A 21,244-nucleotide genomic window follows, 5' to 3' on the forward strand; every position below is an offset into this window, starting at 1 on the left:
GGCCGATGCACTCATGGCCGGCGCGCGATGACGACGCGCCCCGCGACGAGGTAGCCGACCCAGCGGAGCACCATCTGGTGGCGCGCCAACCTCAGCACGGCCGTGAGGAGCAGGGAGCCGGTGCATCGGCCGGGTGGGACGGTGGCGAACGTGTCCCAGCACCACGCGAGGCTCGGCGCTGCGTCCTCGACGACGAACGAGGACCGGTCCAGGCTGGGGAGGACCGCGAGCTCCCGGTCGACCACGAGACCGGCGCGACGAGCCAGGCGCCGCAGTCGGGGTGGGCTGAGCCTGCGGCCGTCGACGAGGACGATCTGGTCGCCCGGCGCCAGCCGGTCGCCCGCGACATCCTCCACACGACCACTCGGTCCCGACCCTCCGACGAGCAGGATCGGAGTGCCGGCGGGCACGAGGACCGCGAGCGCCGCGGTGAGACCGTTCACGAGGCGGCTCCCCAGGGGTGGACCGGCGTGAGGGCCGAGGGCGTCGTCGGCTCGTCCGGGCCGGAGTACACCTCGCGCAGCGTCTGCCCGAGCGTGCGCGTGTCGTAGCGCTCGCCGAGGCGGCGCGCGGCGGTGTCGGCCCACCGGGCGGCGGTCGCGGGGTGCCCGAGCGCGAAGTCGAGGGCGGCCGCGAGCTGGCCGGCGTCCTGCGGGGCCACGAGCATCCCGGACTCCCCGGGGACGACGACGTCGGGGACCGCGTTGACCGCGGTGGCGACGACGGGGATCCCGCAGGCCTGGGCCTCAACGATCGCGCAGGGCAGGCCCTCGTAGCGGCTCGACATCGCAAAGACGTCGAAGGCCGGGAGGAGCAGAGGCACGTCCTCGCGGTGCCCGAGGAGGAGCACCCGGTCGCCGAGTCCGAGGCGGCGCGCCCTGGCGGCGACGGTCTCGGCGAGGGGGCCGCCGCCGACCCAGACGAGTCTCGCCGGCCTGGCCATCCGGGCGATCGCGTCCAGCAGGACCTCCGGCGCCTTCTGGTAGTCCATCCGTCCGACCGTGCCGACCACGAGGTCGCCCTCCGACAGCCCGAGGAGGGCCCTCGCGCGCAGCCGCGTAGCCGGTGAGAGCGTCACCGTCGGCGCGTCCACGGCCGGGCCGATCGTGATGATCTGCTCCGGACGGGCGATCCGACGCCGGACGGCCTCCACGGCGACGGCGGTGCCCACTGCGAGGTACGAGTCGGTGATCCGGGAGAGCCGTCGCTCGATCCGGACATAGGTCCCCCGAACGGGCGCCGGCTGGAACTCGTGCCACGGGAAGCCGTGGAGGGTGTGCACGATGCGGCCGGCGCCGGACCGGGACGCTGCGACCCGTCCCAGCACGCCCGCCTTCGCGCTGTGGGTGTGGACGACGTCGAAGGCCTCGCCGCGCATGAGCTCCGTCAGGATGCTGAGGGCCCGAGCGTCACGGACGGGACTGATCGGGGACACGAGCTCGGGAACGACGATGACCTCGACCCCCTGCTCGCGAGCCGCGTCGAGCAGGACGTCACCCGACCCGGCGATGAGCGTGCTCTCGTAGCGGTCCCGCGGGAGGCTGAGGGCGCCCCGCACCGCCACGCCGCCCGCCCCCGCTGTGCAACGGGTGATGACGTGAGCCACTCGCTGCCTCATGCCACGACCCCCGCTCGCTTCTCGTCATCGATGTGGGCCGCGAGGTCGACGAGCTCCTCCAGGGAGACGACCGGGGTCGCCGGGAGCACCACCTCCGCACACCGGACCGACGCCGCGAGCCGCTCGGCGTGGCCCTCGATCGGGGGATGGGCCGGACCGAGGCCCGTGCCGAGGGCGAGCGCCGCCGCGAACGCCCAGTACCGCCGAAGCTCGCCGGCGGCATACGTCCCCGTCGTCAACGACCGGACGGCGTCGCCGGGCGGGATCCAGCGGACCGTCGGGGCCTCGCCGGTCCCCCGCCTCAGGACCAGCACGAGGGACGGCTCGACCGACGGCGCTCGCTCGGCCCACGGGCGCTCCACCCGGCCGTGCGGCATACGACCAGCGGGACGCAGCCCGCGGCGAGCCGACACCCGCCGCGGCTCCGGAAGTCCGTTCACCCGCCGCCCGTCGTAGGTGCAGAGGTTGTCGCTCACGGGGATGCCGGCGTGCGCGGCCAGGCCGCCGAGGAGGGTCGACTTCCCGACGCCGCCGGGTCCGGCGAGCACGACGCCGAGCCGGCCGACCCGGGCCGCCGAGACATGGAGAGGCACGGCGTTGCGGGAACCGGCCCACCAGAGGGCCGGGTACTGCAGCAGGGCGGCTCGCCAGAGCAGCTCGGTCCGGGCGGGCGCCATGACCCTGAGACCTCGGTGGGTCGGACCGGGACGTGGTCGTGCCGTGACCGCGAGGACCCCCTCCGAGGGCTCGACGAGCAGGTCGACCCCGCTCCCGCAGGCGTCCGTGAGCACCACTCGGCGCCCGTCCCCGAACGCACCCCGCGTCAGCGGCACGAACCCGGAGACGTCGAACGGCTGGGAGCCCGGCTCGATCGTGACCATGACGTCGGCAGGTCCGCCCTCCTCCACGGGTCCGCCGAATGAGTCCCGGGCGAACCTCAGCCAGGACCGGGACGTCGAGGAGACCTCGAGCGTCAGACCGCACGACATCGCACGGACGGTCATGGGATCCTCCGCGCCTTCGGCCTCGTGATCGCGCCGGTCTCCAGGGAGTCCGATGCATGAGTCGGGGCATTGAGGGTCGCGCTGTCGCGGGATCCCGAACCCTTGCCGGCCGCGGCCGTGTCGCGAGTCGTCACCGGCCAGCGGATCGACACCCGGTTCGACCAGCGCCGCCGGAAGGTGAGGACACCCACCACGGGCCACCCCATGGCCGCGGAGCGGGCGGCGAAGTCCTCGAGCCGGCGTTGGCTCACCACCGTGCGCGCCAGGGCGACGACCACGGGCGACTCCTCCTCGGAGTCCGCGCCGTGGAGCCCGACGATCTCCGGGGCGTCGCTCAGCCGATGGTCGATCTGGATCCCGGTGAGCGTCGAGAGCTCCTCGGCCGCCCGCCCGCACCAGGCCCGGTCGCGCGGCTCGACGGGGAGCAGCAGGAGCGACTGGCCGCGGAACCGTCTGGCGATCATGGCGAGCGACGCGCCGAACTCGCTGACGGCCCGGGCGGCCGCCCGGCTGGTCAAGTCTGTCGTGGGCAGATGGCCCAGCAGAGGCGCACCGAGCTCGGCGGCGACCCAGGACCGGCCACGCACCCGGGGCCGGACCGCCTCGAGCAGGGCCGCCACCCCGAGGCCGAGCAGCAGCCCCGCAAGCGCCGCGAGGGCGACCATCTGCGGGACCCCGATCCCGACCGGGTCGGGCAGCGCGCGGGCCTGGTCGATGAGACCGATGGACGACCGCGAGCTCGACGCCAGGGCCAGGTCCGAGCGCTGGCGCAGCAGGTCGGCGAGGATCGGCTCCATCGACGCGATGCGAGCCTGGAGCGAGAGCACGGGGCCCGGCTTGGCCGTGGCGAGCTCCTTGATGAGGGCGTCACGAGAGGCGGTGACCTGGGCGATCTCCTTGTTGAGCGCGTCCATCTTCGTCGCGTCGCTCTCGCGCGTCCCGTTGGCCATGCTCATCGCCTGGTCGACGAGCGAGCTCGCCACGACGACGGAGCGATCCGGTGAGTCGGTGACGACGGACACCTCGTTCACCGTCGACACGCCGATCCGGTTGACCGCGACGGACTCGAGTGCGAAGGCAGTCGGGTCGCCCGTGAGGCCCCCGGCGACCATGGCCTTCTGGACGAGGTTCGGGCTCGTGACCACCCCCTGGAGCCATTGGGTGGCCGCGTCCGCCTGGACGTTCGTGCTGGCCAGCCCTCCGGACATCTGGAGGCGCGCCACCGCCTGGTAGCGCGGCGCCTGGTGACTGCCATAGCTCGCCGCAGCGATGACGGGGAGCAGGACCAGCAGGCCGATGAGCCACCAGTACCCGCCCACCACCCGTCGGAAGGCCTCGTCGATGCGCATGGGTGCCTCTTTCCCGAACTGCCTAGTGGAGGACCGCGAACGGACGCATCCGCGCCACGGGACGGACGATCCGGTGCCCCTGGAGGACCGACATCGCAGCGTTGACGCCCGCGTCGTCGAGGTGGGGGGCCCGCTCCGGCGCCGTGTCGTCGTAACGGAAGCGAAGGGTCGACCGTCCGCGCGGGTCGGACTGCGACAGGCCGTCGCGCGCGAACTGGTCGATGACCGTGCCGGCTCCGTGGCAGGCCGAGTGGAGGCTGTCCGCGCTCGAGTCCCCGGCGACGGCGAGGTACGACGAGGTCCGGTGCGTCCCCGGGAGGAGGACCGCCTGCCCCGTCTGGGCGAACGTGGTCCCGGGCGTCATCCGCGATGCCGGATACGCACGGCACGAGTTGTGGCGGTGGACGACGGCCCGCTCCCCGGCGACCTCCTCCTCGTAGATCGAGTTGTGCGGCGAGTCGACGACGAGGTGCCCCCGGGCACCGGCGAACGCCGTGGCGGCAATCGACCGGAGCGCCTCGTAGGTGGCCATCCGGAAGGCGTAGCCGTAGTTCATCGCCGCGGCGTTGGCGAGCATGAGCCGCTGGCCCTCGTCCGACTCGAGGGAGACCGGTGGGCTCGCCTTCGTGAAGAAGAGGCGCATCCGCTCGCGGACCTGCTCCGCCGATCGCGCCGTGCTCAGGTGGTAGAGCGGCTTCTGCACGGCCATCGCGGCGCGCATCACCCGGGCCGTGTCCCGGCGCCGCGCGAAGAGGTGGCCGATCTCGCCGGTGAGGACCCCGCCTCCTGCGTGGTACTGCAGCGTCACCTGCCCCAGGCGGATGCCGAGGAGGGCCGCTGCCTCCTCGTCGAAGATCTCCTCGACCTGCTGCAGCTCGACGAAGTGGTTGGTCGGGCCGACCGTGCCGAACCGCAGACGCGCGAGCTGCCAGGTGAGCGCGGGGATCTCGGAGACGAGACGCTCCGCGCCGCCCCACGTGGTGAGGTCGAGCCTGCCGTGCTCCTCGACGCGCTCGAGCTCGCCGGGGTCGACCCCGTAGCGGTCGACGGCGAAGGCCGCGCCCCCGGTGGCAGCCGCGACGACGTCGCGGTAGGACAGGTCGCGGCGTCGTGTCGTCGGGTAGGGGTACCGCTCACGGACCCTGCGGTAGAAGTCGCCGATCGCCTCGTCGGAGGGCCGCTCGCAGTCGAGGGCCAGGAGCGCCATGCCGCAGTTGACCGACGAGCTCGTCAGGGTCGGGCGGATCGTCCCTGCCGTGGCCACCGCGATGCTCGACGGCATCTCCATCGCGGACTTGTGGTGGAAGTCCGGAAGGACCACCGGGGGCGCCGCGAGGTCCATCCCCAGGGTGGCGGACGTCAGCGAGTCGACGAGGTCGCGGTCTGCGGGGAGGTGCTCGCTGTCGAAGACCCGCGCCGTGGGTGCGTCGAGCAGCGCCAGTTCCGGTCGGTCGTCGCCTGAACCGCTGATGACATCGATCCTCACGCTGGGCACCTCACTCTGGTCGTGGTGTCGGACGGCATCAGTAGTCGTCCGGGTACGGGGCTTCGGACACGAGTTCCAGGCGTCGGCCGGGCTCGGGCCGGTAGGGCGGCAGCGCCTCGGCGAGCCGGCTGCGGACCTCGTCGGCCGCGTTGCGCCGGGCCGCGTCGTAGAGGGCCCCGAGCAGCGCGTCGAAGTCGTCCGCGGGGGGAGCCGCCTGGGCGCCGAAGATCCGGGGATGGGCCGTGGGGAAGCACTCCTCGGCCTCGCTGAAGAGCGACTCATGGAGCTTCTCTCCCTGCCGCAGTCCGGTGAACCGGATCCGGACGTCGGGGACGTCGAGCTGACGGGCGAAGTTCGAGACCAGGTCGACGATGCGCACCGGCGAGCCCATGTCGAGGACGAAGGTCTCGCCACCCGCGGTCAGGTGTGCCGCTTCGAGGACGAGGCCGACGGCCTCCTCGATCGTCATGAAGTAGCGCGTCACGTCCGGGTGGGTGATCGTGACCTCACGGCCAGCCCCCATCTGCGCGACGAGGACCGGCAGGAGCGACCCCCTGCTGCCGAGGACGTTGCCGAACCGGACGGCCGACACGACGGTGCAGCCGCCGGAGTGGGCCTTGACGACCTGCTCCGCGAGCGCCTTCGTCGCCCCGAGCACCGACGTCGGGTCGGCCGCCTTGTCGGTGGAGATGACGACGAACCTCTCGACCCCGCTCGACACCGCCGCGCGGAGCACGTTGTCGGTCCCCTGGACGTTGGACTTCACGCCCTCGCAGGGGTGCTGCTCGAGCATCGGCAGGTGCTTGAGGGCCGCCGCGTGGAACACGACCTCGGGGCGGTACTGCGACATGATCTGGCTCATCCGCTCGGCGTCCCTGATGTCGGCCACGACGACGTCGCGCGAGTCGAGGAAGGCCTCGCCGTGCAGCTCGAGCTGGAGGCGGTGCAGGTTGGACTCGTCGTGGTCGAGCATGACGAGACGCCCCGGGGCGAAGCCGTTGACCTGGCGGCACAGCTCGCTCCCGATGGACCCTCCGGCACCGGTGACGAGGACCGTCCGGTCGCGGATGGTCTCGATCACCTCCGGGGACGCGACGTGCATCTCGTTGCGCCCGATGAGGTTGGCGACGTCGAGCGAGCGCATGTCGGTGCCGACGACGTCACGCTGGAGGAGGCCGACGAAGGACGGCAGGCGTCGCACGCTGGCCCCGACCCGTGCGGCGGCCGTGGCCAGCCTGGCGACGTCCGCCTCGGGCAGGCCGGGGATGGCGAGGACGACGACGTCGATGCGCTCGGCCGTCGCGACCCGGAGCACGTCGCTCAGCATGCCGAAGACGGGGAGATGCCGGACGGTCCGCTTGGACGGGTCGTCGTCGAGGAACCCCACCGGGGTCAGCCCGAACTGCTCCACTCGCTGCAGGTCCCTCGCCAGTGCCTTGCCGGCCTCACCGGCCCCCACGATCAGGGTGCGCAGGCCATCGTCCCGCGCGGCCGACTCCCGTGAGAGTGGCCTCATTGCCTCGGTTGTCATCGCGAACGTCCTATCTGCCACAACGCCGCGCACACGTCGTCGACGTCGTCGTCGGTCAGGTTCTGGTCGCACGGGAGCGAGAGCGTCTCGTCGAAGACCTCGTCGGCTCCCGGGAGCCCGTCAGGGGGCAGGACGCTGGTGCGTCCGTGCCAGGTCAGTCGGTGGAGGGGTATGAAGTGCACGGAGGTGCCGATGCCGAGCTGCGCCAGCCGCTCGATGAGCGCGTCGCGCCCGAGCGGGTAGTCCGGCCGGATCCGTACCGCATAGAGGTGCCAGGCGTGGCGACCGGAGGGCGGACGCGGGGGCAGGCTGATCGATGCGAGCCCGGCGAGCTGGCTGTCGTACCGGCGCGCGACCTCGGCGCGACGGGCCTGGTCCGCGTCGAACCGGCGCAGCTGGGCACGGCCGACCGCGGCCTGCACGTCGGTGAGGTTGGCCTTGAGGCCGTCCTCCGCCACGTCGTAGCGCCATCCGGCACCCGGGAGGTAGCGCCGCCAGGCGTCCTTGGACATCCCGTGCAGCCTCAGGCTGATGAGCCGGTCTGCGAGCTCCTCGTCGTCCGTCGTGACCATGCCGCCCTCGCCGATCGCGAGGTTCTTCGTCGCGTAGAAGCTGAAGCACGTGGCCCGGGAGATCGAGCCCACCCGACGGGGTCCGACCTCGGCGCCGAGCGCGTGGGCGGCGTCCTCGATGACGCGGTCGAGCCCGAGCCCGGCCGCGTCGGCCGCGGCCTCGACGTCGACCGGGTGCCCGCCGAGGTGGACGACGACCATCGCGGACACGCCACCCGCGGCGCGGACCGCCGCGCGGATGTGGGTCGCCGTCGGCAGGGCAGTGACTGGGTCGACGTCCACGAGGACCGGCACCAGACCCGCGTGGGCGATCGCGCTGGCAGCGCCGCAGAAGGTGTCGGTGGACATGAGCACGCGCGAGCCGGGAGCGAGGCCGAGGCCCCGGAGCGCCAGCTCGATGCCGGCCGTGCAGGAGCTGACGGCCACCGCCCTGGAGGCCCTCACGTGGGCCGCGAGCTCAGCCTCGAAGGCGAGCACCTGCCGACCCGTCGTCACCCAGCCGGACTCGAGCACCTCCTGGACGGCACTGCGCGCCTCGGGGCCGATGACAGTGCGCGCGAAGGGGATCTGGCGCGCCGGGAGAGCACCTGCCAGCCGTGGCTCGGTGGGTGTCTCGACGCTCATGACCGCTCCTCGTCCAGGGACGTCGGCCGCTTTCGCAGCGAGCCGACCTCGACGTGTTCGACGGTAGGAAGCCCTGCAGCAGGGCACACCCGTCTAGCGCCCGAGGGTGCCTACGCCATTCGCGGTAGACGCGCTCTCGTGACTCCAACCGAGAAGGCCGCCGCCCCTCGCGAGGACGACGGCGGCGAGCGCTGAGTGGACCTGAAGGCGCCGGAGAATCGCACCGACGTGGGTGCGCACGGTGTTCGGCGACATGCTGAGCGCCGCGGCCGTCTGCTCGCGCGAGCGCCCGTCGATGAGACACCGCAGCACGTCCATCTGGCGGGGTGTGAGACCGGAGAGGAGCGAGCTGGCGACGTGCGGTGGGTGGAGGGCGACCGACTCGGACAGGGCCCGGCTCAACAGCTCGGTGGGGATGAAGACGTCGCCTGCGGCCACGGCACCGAGCGCGGCGACCAGCTGGCTGAGGGGCTCGTCGAGCCGCACCCAGCCGCGGACTCCGATCTCGAGCGCCTCACGCGCCGAGACCCGCGCTCCGGGCTCGGAGACGAGCACGACGCCCAGGCCGGGACAGCGCTCGCCCGCCCAGCGGGCCAGCTCCAGGCCCCCCTCGTCCCCCACGCCGATGACGACGACGAGCACGTCGACGGGCGCGGACCCGAGCGCCAGCAGCACCTCGGCCGGGTCGGTGGCGCAGCCCATGACCGAGACACCCGGTTCGGCACTGAGCGCCTCGGCCAGTGCCTCCATCAGCACCTGCTGCCGGGTGAAAAGGACAACCCTCGTGGGGTCGGTCACCATGACGACAGCATCGGGGGCCCTGCCCGCCCGCACACCCAGCGTCTGGACGACTCCGCCCTACGTCAGTTGGCCGAACCCCGGAGCAGACCTCACGACCTCAGGCGCGCCGGCCAGACGTCAGACGTTGCATGGTCGGCCATGAGGGCGGCGGCCTCCAGACGGGAGTGCACCCCCAGCTTCGTGAGCAGGTTCTGCACGTGGGTCCGGGCGGTGCTGTTGCGCACCCCGAGCTGCTCGGCGATCTGCTGGGTGGTCTGTCCGCGCGTGATGCACCGCAGGACGTCCCACTCACGGTCGGTGAGGAACCGGAGCACCCAGAGCGGGTCCTGGGTGGCGGGCGGCAGGAAGGCGCGCTGGAGCAGGCTCGCCTCGACCGCCACCTGACCTGCCGCCGCGCGGTCGAGCATCCCGCAGATCTCGTCCATCGACATCGATTTGCAGAGGAACCCTGCGGCGCCGAGTGCGAGGACGCCGGCCACGGCCTGGGGATCGGCCGTCGCAGAGAAGATGACGACGCGGGTCCTGGGGTAGTCGGAGACCATCGTCCGGAGCGCTCCGAGACTCGTCTCCCCCGGGAAGTGCAGGTCGAGCAGGCACACGTCGGGGTCGTGCGCCCCGACGGACAGCAGGGCCTCGTCGGGTGTGACGGCGAGGCCGACGACCTCGTGCCCCCGCGCCCGGAGCGAGCCGGCGAGCGCCTCGAGCAGCATCCGATGGTCGTCGCAGACGACGATCCGCATCAGGGTCCACCCCGCCGGTCGAGCGGCAGCCGGACGGTCGCGACGGCACCACCGCCGTCGCGGTTGCCGAGTGCGAGCCGTCCCCCACAGTCGGTGAGGATCGCCCGAGCCGTGACGAGCCCGAGCGAGTGCTGTGGCGCGAGGTTGCCGAGACCGGGTCCGTCGTCGGCGATGGTCACGACCCCCCCGGACGACCCGGACGTGACCGTGACCTCAACGTGCCCCAGCTCGCCCGCAGCTCGAATCGCGTTGTCCAGCAGGCAGATCAGTGCGCGCGCGAGTGCGGTGCGCCGCGCGACGACGAGCACCTCGCCGGTGACGTCGAGCATGTGCGAGCACCCCGTTCCCGCGAACGTGCACGACATGGCGAACCGGACCACCTGTCCCAGGTCGAGCACGACCCGATCGTCGGGAAGGCGGTCTCCGAGCACGGAGTCGACGAGGTCGATGAGCCACGCCGCCTCGTGCCTGATGCCGGCGAGCCGCGCCTCCGCGTCGGGTCTGGGGTCGTGCCCCGGTCCGGGGTCGTCAGCCAGGAGCCGAATGATCGCCAGCGGCTGCCGGAGGTCGTGACAGAGGGAACGGACTGAACTCTCAGCGGGCCCGTTCCCCGGGACGACCTCGCCCACGAACCCGCTGCCTTTCAAGGCCATAGCTGGTCCGACCCCCCGCTTGGGTCGGACGACGGAACTCTTGTGCGTTGACATGCATCTCCCCCACCGTTTTCACCCTGTTCCCACCCATGTATGCCGCGGACCCCCGTCCGCTGTCCCCGATGCCCTGCTCCGGCGACCTCCCCGGCGCCGTGACTGGACCCTCACGCGTTCGGGGGCGCGTGCGCTCGCCGAAGGGGGGCGACAGCCGGTCGACTCTCACGGGGACGCGCCTGGGCCGCCACGCAGCGACGTGCGTGTCCGAGCGATGAAGCCGAGTACGTCATGCGACCGCGTCCGCGTGTCGGGAGTCGTGCAGGAAACGAGAGAGGACTGTCGTGGAGCTCACGGCAGTGAACGGCGTGAATGCCATGGGGGGTCACTGTGGGCCCCCCGTATCTCGGCAGGCTAACACCGCCCCTCGCACGGTCGTGGGCGTTCGCGGAAGTGCGACGCAGCTCGGCGCTGAGGTCACGCGGAGGGCCCGCGGACAGGTGGCAGGACGGCCTCACGGGCCCTGCCCGGCCACTCCCACACACGTTCGTCTCGTCGGACCCGTGCGTCATCGTCCTTCCCCCCTCGGATGTTCCCCGTCGGAAATACCCCCGAGAACGAGCGAGTAACGTCACCACCTGTACTCCGCTTTCCTGACAGGAACCTGTGACCGCGCGCACCTCCTGGTTGCCGCCGCCGATCCTGCGCAGGACGTTTGGGGATGAATGCCGCGCAGTCGGGTGACGTGGGTCACTTGTCGGCGATCCGGCCAACGATCACGCCGTCCCGCTCGTCGTTCAGGGGAGACGACTCCCGCGACCCGACGACAGGACCCATGACGGCCGACACCCCAGACCTGACCGCGACCACCCACTCGACCGAGACGACGCGCACGGCCGAGCCCCAGTCCCTGCAGCCCCCGGCGCCCCGGACCCGGATCCTCGACCTCTCCCTGACCCAGCTCATCGGGAGCTCCCTGGCGGCCGCCACGGCTGCCGGGCTCGGCTCCCGCCTCGGCGTGGTCGGGACGATCGCCGGCGCGGCCGTCGGGTCGGTCATCACGGCCGTCGCGGCGAGCGTGTACACGACCTCGATGAACCGGGCGCGCGAGGCCCTGCTCGCCGCACGGGCGCTCGGCCGTCGCGACGGCGTGGTCCCGTGGCTCGACCGGTGGCGCCTGCCCGACCAGACCCAGGCACGGCGGCTGCTGGCTACCGCCGGAGTCGTCTTCCTCGTCGCGGCGGCGTTCCTGACGGGTCTGCAGCTGGCGACGGGCGCCTCGGTCACGGGAACCTCGATCGGCACCCGGGCCCAGGCCGCGCCCGCGCGCGAGGTCTCCCGTTCGCCCCACCCCGCGACCGCCACGACGCCCGCGGGCGTGACCGGCACCCCGACCCCGTCGGGCACCGGGCAGCAGGGCGGCCTTGCTGGCACGGCCACCGCGCCACCTGCGCCGGCCGCGTCCGGCGCATCGACCGGGACTGCGGGACCTGCCGCCGCGACGGGTACGCCGAGTCCGGCGACACCCGGCACGTCAGCCACCTCGCCCCCGGCGACGACCCAGGTGGGTCAGGCCGGCTGACCGGCCGACGCCGGCCGCGCCCCTGCCTCGGCCGGACCGACGAGTGACAACATCAGAGTGCCCGTCTCGATCTCGGCGGCGTCGACCCGCACGGTGACCGCGTCGCCGCCGTCGGCCTCTCCCGACGCCCGGGCGACGACGGCATACTCGATGAGCTGGACGACGACTCCCTTGCCGTTCTCGTCGACGACGAACCCGTCCAGGTTGCTCCCGACGCGCCCACGCAGCTCAGCGGCCTCGACGGAGTCGGTGCAGGCCCGCGCGACCGCGTTGGCCCGCCGGTCGGACTCGCGCATGATCTCCGGCAGGGTCGGCAGCGCCTCGCGGGCCCACGCAGGCACGTCCGTGCCGGACGAGAGCGCCTCGCACACGACGAGGCCGAAGCGGTCGACGAGACGACGGAGCGGCGCCGTCACGTGGGCGTAGGCGCTCGCGACGGCCGCGTGCTCCGGGTGGTTGGGGACCTGGCCGTCGAAGGGGGTGTAGTCGGCCCCCCGGAAGAGGGTCGTCGCCTCGTGGATGAGGGCGAGGTGCACCGGGTCGGCCCGGTCGAGGGTGCGCAGGAACTGGCCGTAGAGCATGTCGTCCGGCCAGGGCACCCCGGCGGCGGCCGCCTGCCGGCGGAAGCGCTTGACGTCGCGCGGGTCGGCCTGCGGCATCGTCCGGAGGATGCCGACCCGCCCCTCGAGCATCAGCTCGGCCGCTGCCATCCCCGTCATGAGGGAGATCTGGGCGTTCCAGTCCTCGGCGGCAAGGACCGGGCGGAACGAGACGCGGAAGGTGCCGTCGGCGTCCTCGTCGACCGCCTGCTCCGGCATCGGCAGGGACGCGCCCCCGCGCTCCTGCTCGAGGGCGATGCGCTTCTCGCCGACCTCCTTGAGCAGCACGAGGAGCTCGTCGGCACTCCCGTCGTCGACGAGTCGCTGCACCTCGGCGTAGTCGTAGCGGCGGACGCTGCGCACGAGCGCGCGGTAGACCGAGGCGTCGGCGCACTGACCGTCGGGCCCGAGGACCAGGTCCCAGACGAAGGCCGGGCGGACCTGCCCGGGAAGGAGGCTCGCAGCGCCCTCGCTCAGCTCGCTCGGGTGGAGCTGGGCACGCCGGTCGGGGCAGTACACCGTCTGCCCGCGGCGGCGAGCCTCCGCGTCGATGGCCCCTCCGGCGCGGACGAAGGCCGGCACGTCGGCGATCGCGTACCGCACGCGATAGCCGTCGCCCTGCCGCTCGATCGAGAGCGCCTGGTCGAGGTCCATCGAGGTCGGCGGGTCGATCGTGACGAACGGGACGGCCGTCTCGTCGCGGTCGGGCAGCGGCGCAGCGCCGGCGGCGGCCTTCGCCTCGGCGACGACGTCCGCCGGGAAGTCGGTACGGATCTCGAACTCCTGCCGGACGGCCTCGAACCGGGCCAACAGCGCGGCACCGGTGTCACCGGGGGTCTCGGCGGGACGATAGACGATCTTGCGCAGGGCCATGCCGACACCCTACGCACGAGGGCAGGGGAAGGAGCGTGAGGCGGGCACGTGTCCGTGCGGACCGGTACCGACGGGCCATGACGCTCCCGGCGCGGCAGGGTAGGACGGGTCGGCGGCGCGCCGGAGGAGCGCCCTAGGCTGACCCCGTGCTGATCCTCCTCCCACCGTCCGAGGGCAAGACCGAGCGGCGGCGCGGACGGCCCCTCGACCTCGAGTCGCTCTCCTTCCCGACGCTCTCCCCCGTGCGTGAGCGGGTCATCGACGCGGCCGCGGCCGTGAGCTCCCGCCCCGACGCGCACGCCGTCCTCGGGGTCTCCCCCAACCTCGTCGAGGAGGTCGCCCGCAACACCCGGCTGCGGACGGCGCCCACGGCCCCGGCCGGCGAGGTGTACAGCGGCGTCCTCTACGACGCGCTCGACCTCGCCACCCTCGATGCCCCGTCGCGACGCCGCGCGACCCGGTCGGTCGTCGTGACCTCGGCCCTCTTCGGCGCCGTGCGGCTGTCCGACCGGATCCCCGCCTACCGCCTCTCGATGGCGGTCAACCTTCCCGGGGTCGGCCCCCTCGCGGGCGCGTGGCGCCGGCCCCTCGGCGAGGCCCTGGGGGATGCGGCCGGTCGCGGGGTCGTCGTCGACTGCCGGTCGAGCACGTATGCCGCTGCCTGGGTTCCCGCGGGCGCGCTCGCCGACCGATGGGTGCGGATCGAGGTCCCGGGAGCGACGCACATGGCCAAGCACACGCGGGGGCTCGTGGCTCGTGAGCTCGTGCGCTCGGGGGCCGCGCCGCGCACGCCCCACGCCCTGGCCGAGGCCCTGGCCGGCCCGTTCCGGGTCGACCTCGCTCCCCCGGCGCGCTCCGGTCGACCATGGCAGCTCTCCGCCACGGCGGTCGCCTGACGTGGTCGACCTCGCCCAGCTCGTCGAGCGCGTCGGCCCGATCCTCGTCTTCCTCGTGGCGATGACCTTCGTCGCGGAGGTCTGCGACCTTGCCGGGCTCTTCGACGAGGCGGCGCACTGGGCGGCCCGGGCCGCTGCCGGGCGGGTCGCGCTGCTGTGGCTGCTCGTCGTCGTGCTGGCAACGGGGTCCACCATCGTCCTCAGCCTCGACACGACGGCCGTGCTGCTCACCCCGGTCGCCATCGCGGTCGCACGTCAGGTCGGTGCGCCCCCGATGCCCTTCGCGATGACGACCCTCTGGCTCGCGAACACCGCCTCGCTCCTCCTCCCGGTGTCGAACCTGTCCAACCTGCTCGCCCTCCACCCGCTCGGCGAGCTGGGCCTCGGCACGCGCGACTACATCGCGCTCATGGCCGCCCCAGCCGTCACGGCCGTCCTTGCGACGGTCGTCGTCCTCTGGCTGCTCCATCGACGCGACCTCGGTGGGCACTACACCGACCCGCCCCGCGCGGAACCCCACGACCACCCGCTGATGCTCATGACGGCCGGTGCCACCGTCGTCCTCGCGGTCGCGTTCGTCGCCGGCATCCAGCCGGCGATCGCGTCCACCGGCGCAGCCCTCCTCCTCTTCGCGGCGACCGCCTGGCGCGCCCCGGAGCTCCTCAGGCGGGTCACGATGCCGTGGCTGACGATCCTCGGCGTCGCGGTCCTCTTCCTCGTCATCGATGCCGCGCTCAAGCTCGGGCTCGAGGACTACCTCCGGACCGTGGTGGGGCCGGGCACCGGTGTGACCGACCTGCTCCGGATCAGCGGCATCGGCGCAGCCAGCTCCAACGCGATCAACAACCTCCCGGCCTACCTGGCGCTCGAGCCGACCGTCGCCGACGCACCCGCCCGCCTCGCCGCACTTCTCGTCGGCGTCAACGCCGGGCCCATCGTCACCCTCTGGGGCTCGGTCGCGACCCTCCTCTGGGCGCAGCGCTGTCGGTCCGCCGGCCTCACCGTCTCGGCGCGCCGGCTCGGCCTCACCGGCCTGCTCTGCGCCCTCGTGGTCGTCCCCGCCGCCACGCTCGCCCTCGCCGCAACGGCCTGACCGCCGTCACCGGACCCGGATCGCCGCGCCGGAGCCGGGCCGGTGCGGTGGCAGGAGCGGCACCCTGCCGGTCCGGCGTACCGACCAACGAGCGCCGGGCCGGTGGGGTGGCGGGAGCGGCATCGGCGGCGGCCAGCGTGCGCTGGGAGCGAGCTGACCGGCATACGGCCGCCGACGCTCCACGCCGCGAGCGGCACCTCGCCGGTCAGGCGCCCGTCGGGCCCGGCGAACTCAGCCGAGCGCGCGTGTGAGGTCGTCGATGAGGTCCCGAACGTCCTCGAGCCCGACCGAGACCCGCAGGACACCGTCGGTGATGCCGACCGCGGCGCGCGCCTCGGGTGCGAGGCGGCGGTGCGTCGTCGTCGCGGGGTGCGTAATGAGCGACTTCGAGTCGCCGAGGTTGTTGGAGATGTCGATCACCTGGAGGGCGTTCATGAGCGCGAACGCCTCGTCCTTGCCACCGTCGATCTCGAACGTGACGACCGTCCCGCCGGCCAGCATCTGCCGCTTGGCGAGCTCGTGCTGCGGATGCGACTCGAGGAACGGGTGGACGACGCGCCTGACACGCGGATGCGCCTCGAGCGTTCGGGCCACCTCGAGCGCACTCGCCGCCATCCGCTCGACGCGGAGCGACATCGTCTCGAGACCCTTGACGAGGACCCAGGCGTTGAAGGGCGACATCGACGGCCCCGTGTGGCGCATGAGGTTCTGGACGGGCCCGTCGATGAACTCCTTGGGGCCGAGAACGGCTCCACCGAGAACGCGCCCCTGGCCGTCGATGTGCTTCGTCGCGGAGTAGACGACGATGTCGGCACCGTGCTCGAGCGGCTTGGAGAACACCGGCGTGCCGAAGACGTTGTCGACGACGACCTTCGCTCCGGCGGCGTGGGCGAGCTCGCTCACGGCGGCGATGTCGACGAGCTCCTGCATCGGGTTGCTCGGCGTCTCGAAGAAGACCGCGGTCGTCGGCTCCGAGAGCGCCTCGCGCCACTGCTCGAGATCGGCCCCGTCGACGAACACCGTCTCGACGCCCCAGCGCGGGAGGATCTCGTCGAGGATGACGAAGCACGACCCGAAGAGGGCTCGGGAGGACACGACCCGGTCACCCGTGCCGAGCAGCGCCGCGAGGGCGACGAAGACCGCCGACATGCCCGAGCCCGTCGCGAAGCAGGCCTCGGCGCCGTCGAGCTGCCGCAGGCGCTCCTCGAACATCGTCACGGTGGGGTTGCCGTAGCGGGAGTAGACGAACCGGTCGACATCACCCTTGAAGGCGGCCTCGGCGTCCTCGGCCGTCTCGTAGACGAAGCCGGACGTGAGGAAGAGCGCCTCGGAGGTCTCCTCGAACCCGCTGCGGGACAGGCCTCCCCGGACGGCGAGCGTGTCCGGACGCCACGTCTGCGTGCCGCTCATCCCTGCACCCACGGCAGGCCCGCGACCTTCCAGCCCGAGACCGTGCGGTGGTGGTGCGCGTCGTGCGGCCCCTCGAAGCCCTCGAGCACGTTACGAGCCTGGGTCCAGCCGGCCCGGGTGAGCGTCTCGGCTGCAGCCACCGAGCGGACGCCCGAGCGGCAGAGCAGGTAGACCGGCGCGTCCTTGCCGACCCCGGCCGCGGCAACCTGACCGACGAACCGGTCGTTGATCGAGCCGTCGGGATAGGTCTGCCACTCGACGCGCACGACCTGCTTGCCGATGGGGCGGAGGTCGGGCATCCCGACGTAGGCCCACTCGGCCTGCGTGCGGACGTCGACGAGGACGGCGTCGGGGTCATCGGTCAAGGCGGCCCAGGCCTCAGCAGGGGTCACGTCACCGGCGTAGGTCATGGTCCGACTATCGCACGAGGTCCGTCAGGCGAGATGGTCGGTCCGATTGGTGAAAGCGACCGACGCCGACCCGTCCTCCCAGACCTCGATCCCGGTCAGGCTGCCGGGCGCCGTGGCGATCGCCCAGAAGCGCTCGGCAGGCATCCCGAGCACGTCGGAGAGCACCGTGAGGACGCCCCGCCGGCTCGTCACGACGACCACCGTGCCCCCCGCCTCGACGAGCGAGGCGTATGCCGCCGACACCCTCGCGTCGATGCCCTCCCACCCGGCCGGGGCGGCCCAGGCGTCGTCGGTATCGGGGTTCGCGCGGACCGCCTCGGCGAGGGACGACGCGACTGCCGTGCTCGCGTCATCGGACGCGCCGACGACCCGGGCGTCGCCGCCGACGAGCCGGCGCACCGCCTCAACGATGCGAGGCGTGACCGAGACATCGTCGGGCGACTGGACGAGCAGCAGCCGCAGCCCGGTGCGCGTGCCGCCGGGCGGTTCGCCGCCAGAGCCCCGCCCCGGCGGACTTGCTGTGGCCGCACCGGGCGATTCGCCGCCAGAACTCCGCCCGGGCGGACTTGCTGTGGCCGCCCCGGGCGATTCGCCGCCAGAGCCCCGCCCCGGCGGACTTGCTGTGGTGTCCGCGTCCGTGGACAACCCCGCGGCCGGCGGTGCCGTGAGCACCCGGCGCACCGAGTGGCCGTCCATGGCCTCGTTGCTCAGGGCGTCTGCCGCCTTGTTGCGCTCCCGCGGGATCCACTCGAAGTCGACGGAGCCACCGGCCTCGCTGAGCTCGGCGCACAGGTCGCGCGCCTCGAGGGCGAGCCGTCGCATGTCCTCGTGCTTGATCTTCCACCGGCCGGACATCTGCTCGATGACGAGCTTGGAGTCCATCCGGACCCGGACTTGGGCAGCCGCGTCGATCTCGAGCACGGCGCGCAACCCGGCGATGAGGCCGGAGTACTCGGCGACGTTGTTGCTCGCCGTCCCGAGGGGCTGGGCGAGCTCGACGAGGACCTCGCCCGTCGCACCGTCGCGCACGAGGGCGCCGTAGCCCGCAATGCCCGGGTTCCCTCGGGAACCCCCGTCCGCCTCGACGACGAGAGAGCGGCCCGGTCGATGTCCGTGGTGAGCCGAAGGGCTCACAAGCCGGACTCGGCCGTGCGGATCATGATCCGCCGGCACTCCTCACAGCGGACGACCTCGTCCTGGGCCGCCTTGCGGATGCGGTCGAGGTCGACGTTGTTGAGCTCGAGCCGGCATCCACCGCAACGGCGGTGCTTGAGCTCGGCAGCGGCGATGCCGCCGCTCGACGCGCGGATCTTCTCGTAGAGGGTGGCGAGGTCGTCGCCGATTCCGGCGACGATGTCGGCGCGGCCGGAGCCGACCTGGCGTGCCTCGGCGTCGAGGGTGTTGAGCGCCGCCTCGCGCTCGGACTCGAGAGCCCCGATGCGGGTCGTGAGCTCACCGCGGCGGGCATCGAGCTCGGCCACCCGGGCCGCGAGCGCCTCTCCGCGCTCCATCACCTCGATCTCGACGTCCTCGAGCTCCGACTGGCGACGGGCCAACGAGGTCAGCTCGTGCTGGATCGCCTGCAGGTCCTTGGCCGTGCCCTGTCCGGAGTCGAGGCGTGCCTGGTCGCGGGCGACCCGGTCGCGGACGAGCTGCACGTCCTGCTCCGACTTCGCGAGCTCGCGTGCCACGTCGTCGGCCGCGGTGCGCGCGTTGACGATCTCCGTGTCGAGCGCGGCCAGCTCGGCCGTCAGCTCTGCCAGGGGCTTCGTCTGGGGGAGGTTGGCCTTCGCGTGCGCGATCTGGTCGAGGCGAGTGTCGATCGCCTGCAGGTCGAGCAGGCGCCACTGGCGGGACGGGTCAGCTTTCAGGGCGCACCTCCGGGGGTGACGAAACGGCATTGGCGCCGACCACGAAGGTCCATGGCTCGGTGCGGATCGAGGAGATCCTCGCCTCGACCCTAGTCGGTGCGACGGGGTCCTCCCCCATCGCGACGAGCAGCCGCTCCCTGGCGCTCGCCAGCCAGAGCGACTCGGTGGCCCAGTGGCCGGCGTCGACGAGGTAGGGCGGTCCGCCCCGCGACTCCTCCCTCGCCTCGAGGACGGGATGGTGGCGCAGGTCTGCCGTGACGTAGACATCCGCTCCGCTCGCCCTGACCGCGGCGAACTGGTCGTCGCCCGAACCGCCCATGACCGCGACGGTCCGGACGGTCGCCTCCGGCGGGCCGCTGACCCGGATGCCCCCGACCGTCCTGGGCAGGGCGCGGTCGACGAGGTCGGCGAACTCCGCCAGCGACATCGGCGCGGGGAGCTCGCCCACCCGCCCAGCGGCATACGACGTCGTGCCTGAGGCCGGGCCCATCGTCGTGAGCCCGCGCTGGTCGGTCAGCCCCAACGCGTCCGCGAGCACGGACGAGACGCCCGGGTCGGCGACGTCGGCGTTGGTGTGGGCGACGTAGAGAGCGGTGTCGGAGACGATGAGCCGGGTGACCGAGGCACCCTTCGCGGTCGTCGTCGCGACGGCGTGGACCCCGCGCAGCAGGAGCGGGTGGTGGGTCACGAGCAGGTCGGCCGACCAGGCCGCCGCCTCCTCGATGACGGCCAGCGTCGGGTCAAGAGCGAAGAGGACCCGGCGCACCGGCTGCTCGGGGTCTCCCGTGACGAGCCCGACGCGGTCCCACTCGGCGGCGGTGGCCGGCGGGTAGAGCTCCTCGAGCGCGGCGACCACGTCGCGCAGCACCACGTCCTTCACGTGGGCCCGGCCGGTCTCGAACCGACGACACCCGCGGTGTAAACGCGGTGCTCTACCAACTGAGCTACAGGCCCCTCGCCCGCCCTGTCCGACGGCGTCCCGGGCGGCACGTCAGCCTAACGGGTCGGCGGCTGGTCCATGGCGCGGAGTCTCGCGAGCGCCTCGCGGTAGGTCCGGAAGTCCCGCGGCTCGCCGGGGCCGTTGACGAGGGTCCACACGACGCGGCCGTCGCGGTCGAGCAGGAACGTGCCCCGGACCGGTGCGCCGTCGTCCTCGTTGAACACGCCGTAGGCGCGGCACACCTCGCCGTGCGGCCAGAAGTCGGACAGGAGCGGGAAGAAGTGGCCCTCGGCGTCGGCCCACGTGCGCAGGGCGTACATCGGGTCGCACGAGATGGTGAAGACCTGGATGTCGTGGTTCTGGAAGTCCTCGAGACCGTCGCGGATCTCGCGCAGCTCGCCCGTGCAGATGCCCGAGAAGGCGAACGGGAAGAAGACGATGGCGGCGTTCTTGCGGCCGCGGACGGAGGAGAGACTCACCTCGACGCCGTGCTGGTCGCGCAGCGCGAAGTCGGGCGCGAGGTCACCGACGGCGGGTGCACCGGGAGCGGTCCAGCCGGCGGTCGGTGACTCGCTCGTTGAAGCGGTGGGCGCGTGCGTCATACCTCCAGTGTGCCAGTCAGCGTCGCGGGCCCTTCGGCGGCATGAGCCGGGTCGCGGCCCAGTCGGAGGCGACGTTGACCTGGCCCCCGGTCTGCAGGCCGGCCGTCGTGGCGGCCTCCTCGACCTCGCTCGCCTCGACGTGCCCGTCGCGGCCCGCCTTCGGCGTGAGCAGGACGACGAAGCCCTGGTCGAAGAGCTTGGTCAGGCCGTCCACCATGAGGTCGACGAGGTCCTCGTCGCCGTCGCGGTACCAGATGAGCACGCCGTCGGCGCCGTCGTTGTAGTCCTCGTCCTCGAGCTCCGAGCCGACGGCGTCCTCGATGGTGACACGCAGGTCCTCATCGACGTCGTCGTCATAACCGAACTCCTGGATGACCTGTCCCTTGGCGAAGCCGAGCTTGCCGAGAGACGCCGCTCCCGCGGTCGCGCTCACTGTCACCGGATCCCTTCTGTGGCGCCGTCCGGCCGTTGCGCGGGCGGCTCGTGGTGCTGAGGTGGTGCTGATGTGGTGCGACATCGTGCCGATGTCGTGTCCAAGTGCATCGGGTTCGACGCTACAGCGCAAGCACTGCTCACGTGGCGCATCCTGTGTGTGG

Annotated in this window: 21 protein-coding genes and 1 tRNA gene; 3 read left to right on the forward strand and 19 right to left on the reverse strand. The window is 72.7% G+C overall.

The genetic code is table 11. From position 1 onward, the window contains the following. Positions 1-11 precede the first annotated feature (11 nt). The 10 genes from N865_RS10135 to N865_RS21745 all read right to left on the reverse strand — a co-directional run bounded on the left by N865_RS10135 (position 12) and on the right by N865_RS21745 (position 10,354). Positions 12-443, reverse strand: coding sequence for a hypothetical protein (locus tag N865_RS10135; RefSeq protein WP_034805035.1), 432 nt, complete (start codon positions 441-443; stop codon positions 12-14). Next, positions 440-1,618, reverse strand: a complete 1,179-nt coding sequence (locus N865_RS10140; protein ID WP_034805038.1) for a glycosyltransferase family 4 protein — start codon at positions 1,616-1,618, stop codon at positions 440-442. The genes N865_RS10135 and N865_RS10140 overlap by 4 nt, the downstream gene beginning before the upstream one ends. Beyond that, positions 1,615-2,622, reverse strand: coding sequence for a P-loop NTPase family protein (locus N865_RS10145; protein ID WP_034805041.1), 1,008 nt, complete (start codon positions 2,620-2,622; stop codon positions 1,615-1,617). Before N865_RS10145 ends, N865_RS10140 begins: the two co-directional genes overlap by 4 nt. Next, the gene (locus N865_RS10150) at positions 2,619-3,971 is read right to left on the reverse strand and encodes a GumC domain-containing protein (RefSeq protein WP_034805044.1); all 1,353 of its coding nucleotides are present in this window, start codon (positions 3,969-3,971) and stop codon (positions 2,619-2,621) included. The genes N865_RS10145 and N865_RS10150 overlap by 4 nt, the downstream gene beginning before the upstream one ends. Positions 3,972-3,993: 22 nt before the next feature. Next, a complete protein-coding gene (locus N865_RS10155) occupies positions 3,994-5,457 on the reverse strand; it encodes an RtcB family protein (RefSeq protein ID WP_084328123.1) in 1,464 nt (487 codons plus the stop codon). 37 nt (positions 5,458-5,494) lie between these two features. Beyond that, positions 5,495-6,988, reverse strand: a complete 1,494-nt coding sequence (locus tag N865_RS10160) for a polysaccharide biosynthesis protein (protein ID WP_051510430.1) — start codon at positions 6,986-6,988, stop codon at positions 5,495-5,497. Continuing rightward, on the reverse strand, positions 6,985-8,184 hold the full coding sequence (locus tag N865_RS10165; RefSeq protein WP_051510431.1) for a DegT/DnrJ/EryC1/StrS family aminotransferase: 1,200 nt from the start codon (positions 8,182-8,184) through the stop codon (positions 6,985-6,987). Before N865_RS10165 ends, N865_RS10160 begins: the two co-directional genes overlap by 4 nt. A 93-nt stretch (positions 8,185-8,277) precedes the next feature. Further along, entirely contained in the window at positions 8,278-8,985 is a 708-nt protein-coding gene (locus N865_RS10170) for a helix-turn-helix transcriptional regulator (protein ID WP_157557649.1), read from the reverse strand. A gap of 89 nt (positions 8,986-9,074) precedes the next feature. Continuing rightward, positions 9,075-9,725 carry a LuxR C-terminal-related transcriptional regulator gene (locus N865_RS10175; protein ID WP_034805050.1) on the reverse strand — a complete coding sequence of 217 codons (651 nt, stop codon included), beginning with the start codon at positions 9,723-9,725 and terminating at the stop codon, positions 9,075-9,077. After that, positions 9,725-10,354 carry a sensor histidine kinase gene (locus N865_RS21745; protein WP_051510432.1) on the reverse strand — a complete coding sequence of 210 codons (630 nt, stop codon included), beginning with the start codon at positions 10,352-10,354 and terminating at the stop codon, positions 9,725-9,727. The genes N865_RS10175 and N865_RS21745 overlap by 1 nt, the downstream gene beginning before the upstream one ends. Before the next feature lie 853 nt (positions 10,355-11,207). On the opposite strand from N865_RS21745, the gene N865_RS10185 reads away from it, so the two are divergent. Then, positions 11,208-11,954, forward strand: a complete 747-nt coding sequence (locus tag N865_RS10185; protein ID WP_034805053.1) for a hypothetical protein — start codon at positions 11,208-11,210, stop codon at positions 11,952-11,954. On the opposite strand, the gene N865_RS10190 is transcribed toward N865_RS10185, so the two are convergent. Continuing rightward, positions 11,942-13,426: an RNB domain-containing ribonuclease gene (locus tag N865_RS10190; RefSeq protein WP_051510433.1), complete on the reverse strand. Its 1,485-nt coding sequence runs from the start codon at positions 13,424-13,426 to the stop codon at positions 11,942-11,944. The genes N865_RS10185 and N865_RS10190 overlap by 13 nt on opposite strands. A gap of 146 nt (positions 13,427-13,572) precedes the next feature. On the opposite strand from N865_RS10190, the gene N865_RS23290 reads away from it, so the two are divergent. Beyond that, a complete protein-coding gene (locus N865_RS23290) occupies positions 13,573-14,322 on the forward strand; it encodes a YaaA family protein (RefSeq protein ID WP_034805056.1) in 750 nt (249 codons plus the stop codon). A 1-nt stretch (position 14,323) separates the two neighbouring features. Further along, the gene (locus tag N865_RS10200; protein WP_034805059.1) at positions 14,324-15,415 is read left to right on the forward strand and encodes an SLC13 family permease; all 1,092 of its coding nucleotides are present in this window, start codon (positions 14,324-14,326) and stop codon (positions 15,413-15,415) included. A 231-nt stretch (positions 15,416-15,646) separates the two neighbouring features. Here the strand turns inward: N865_RS10200 and N865_RS10205 are convergent, their stop codons facing one another. The 8 genes from N865_RS10205 to N865_RS10240 all read right to left on the reverse strand — a co-directional run bounded on the left by N865_RS10205 (position 15,647) and on the right by N865_RS10240 (position 21,081). Next, positions 15,647-16,825: an O-succinylhomoserine sulfhydrylase gene (locus tag N865_RS10205; RefSeq protein WP_034805062.1), complete on the reverse strand. Its 1,179-nt coding sequence runs from the start codon at positions 16,823-16,825 to the stop codon at positions 15,647-15,649. Continuing rightward, a complete protein-coding gene (locus N865_RS10210; RefSeq protein WP_034805065.1) occupies positions 16,822-17,235 on the reverse strand; it encodes a rhodanese-like domain-containing protein in 414 nt (137 codons plus the stop codon). Before N865_RS10210 ends, N865_RS10205 begins: the two co-directional genes overlap by 4 nt. A gap of 24 nt (positions 17,236-17,259) precedes the next feature. Further along, positions 17,260-18,285 carry a reverse transcriptase-like protein gene (locus N865_RS10215; RefSeq protein WP_456077508.1) on the reverse strand — a complete coding sequence of 342 codons (1,026 nt, stop codon included), beginning with the start codon at positions 18,283-18,285 and terminating at the stop codon, positions 17,260-17,262. 80 nt (positions 18,286-18,365) lie between these two features. Beyond that, positions 18,366-19,136, reverse strand: a complete 771-nt coding sequence (locus N865_RS10220) for a zinc ribbon domain-containing protein (protein WP_245603721.1) — start codon at positions 19,134-19,136, stop codon at positions 18,366-18,368. Next, a complete protein-coding gene (locus N865_RS10225) occupies positions 19,096-19,977 on the reverse strand; it encodes a Nif3-like dinuclear metal center hexameric protein (protein ID WP_169735733.1) in 882 nt (293 codons plus the stop codon). Before N865_RS10225 ends, N865_RS10220 begins: the two co-directional genes overlap by 41 nt. Before the next feature lie 10 nt (positions 19,978-19,987). After that, positions 19,988-20,060, reverse strand: a tRNA-Val gene (locus N865_RS10230). Between the two features lie 42 nt (positions 20,061-20,102). Then, entirely contained in the window at positions 20,103-20,648 is a 546-nt protein-coding gene (locus N865_RS10235) for a peroxiredoxin (RefSeq protein ID WP_034805071.1), read from the reverse strand. Between the two features lie 16 nt (positions 20,649-20,664). After that, positions 20,665-21,081: a DUF3052 domain-containing protein gene (locus N865_RS10240; protein WP_034805074.1), complete on the reverse strand. Its 417-nt coding sequence runs from the start codon at positions 21,079-21,081 to the stop codon at positions 20,665-20,667. Positions 21,082-21,244: the final 163 nt, after the last annotated feature.

This window comes from Intrasporangium oryzae NRRL B-24470, assembly GCF_000576595.1.
Lineage (GTDB): Bacteria > Actinomycetota > Actinomycetes > Actinomycetales > Dermatophilaceae > Intrasporangium_C > Intrasporangium_C oryzae.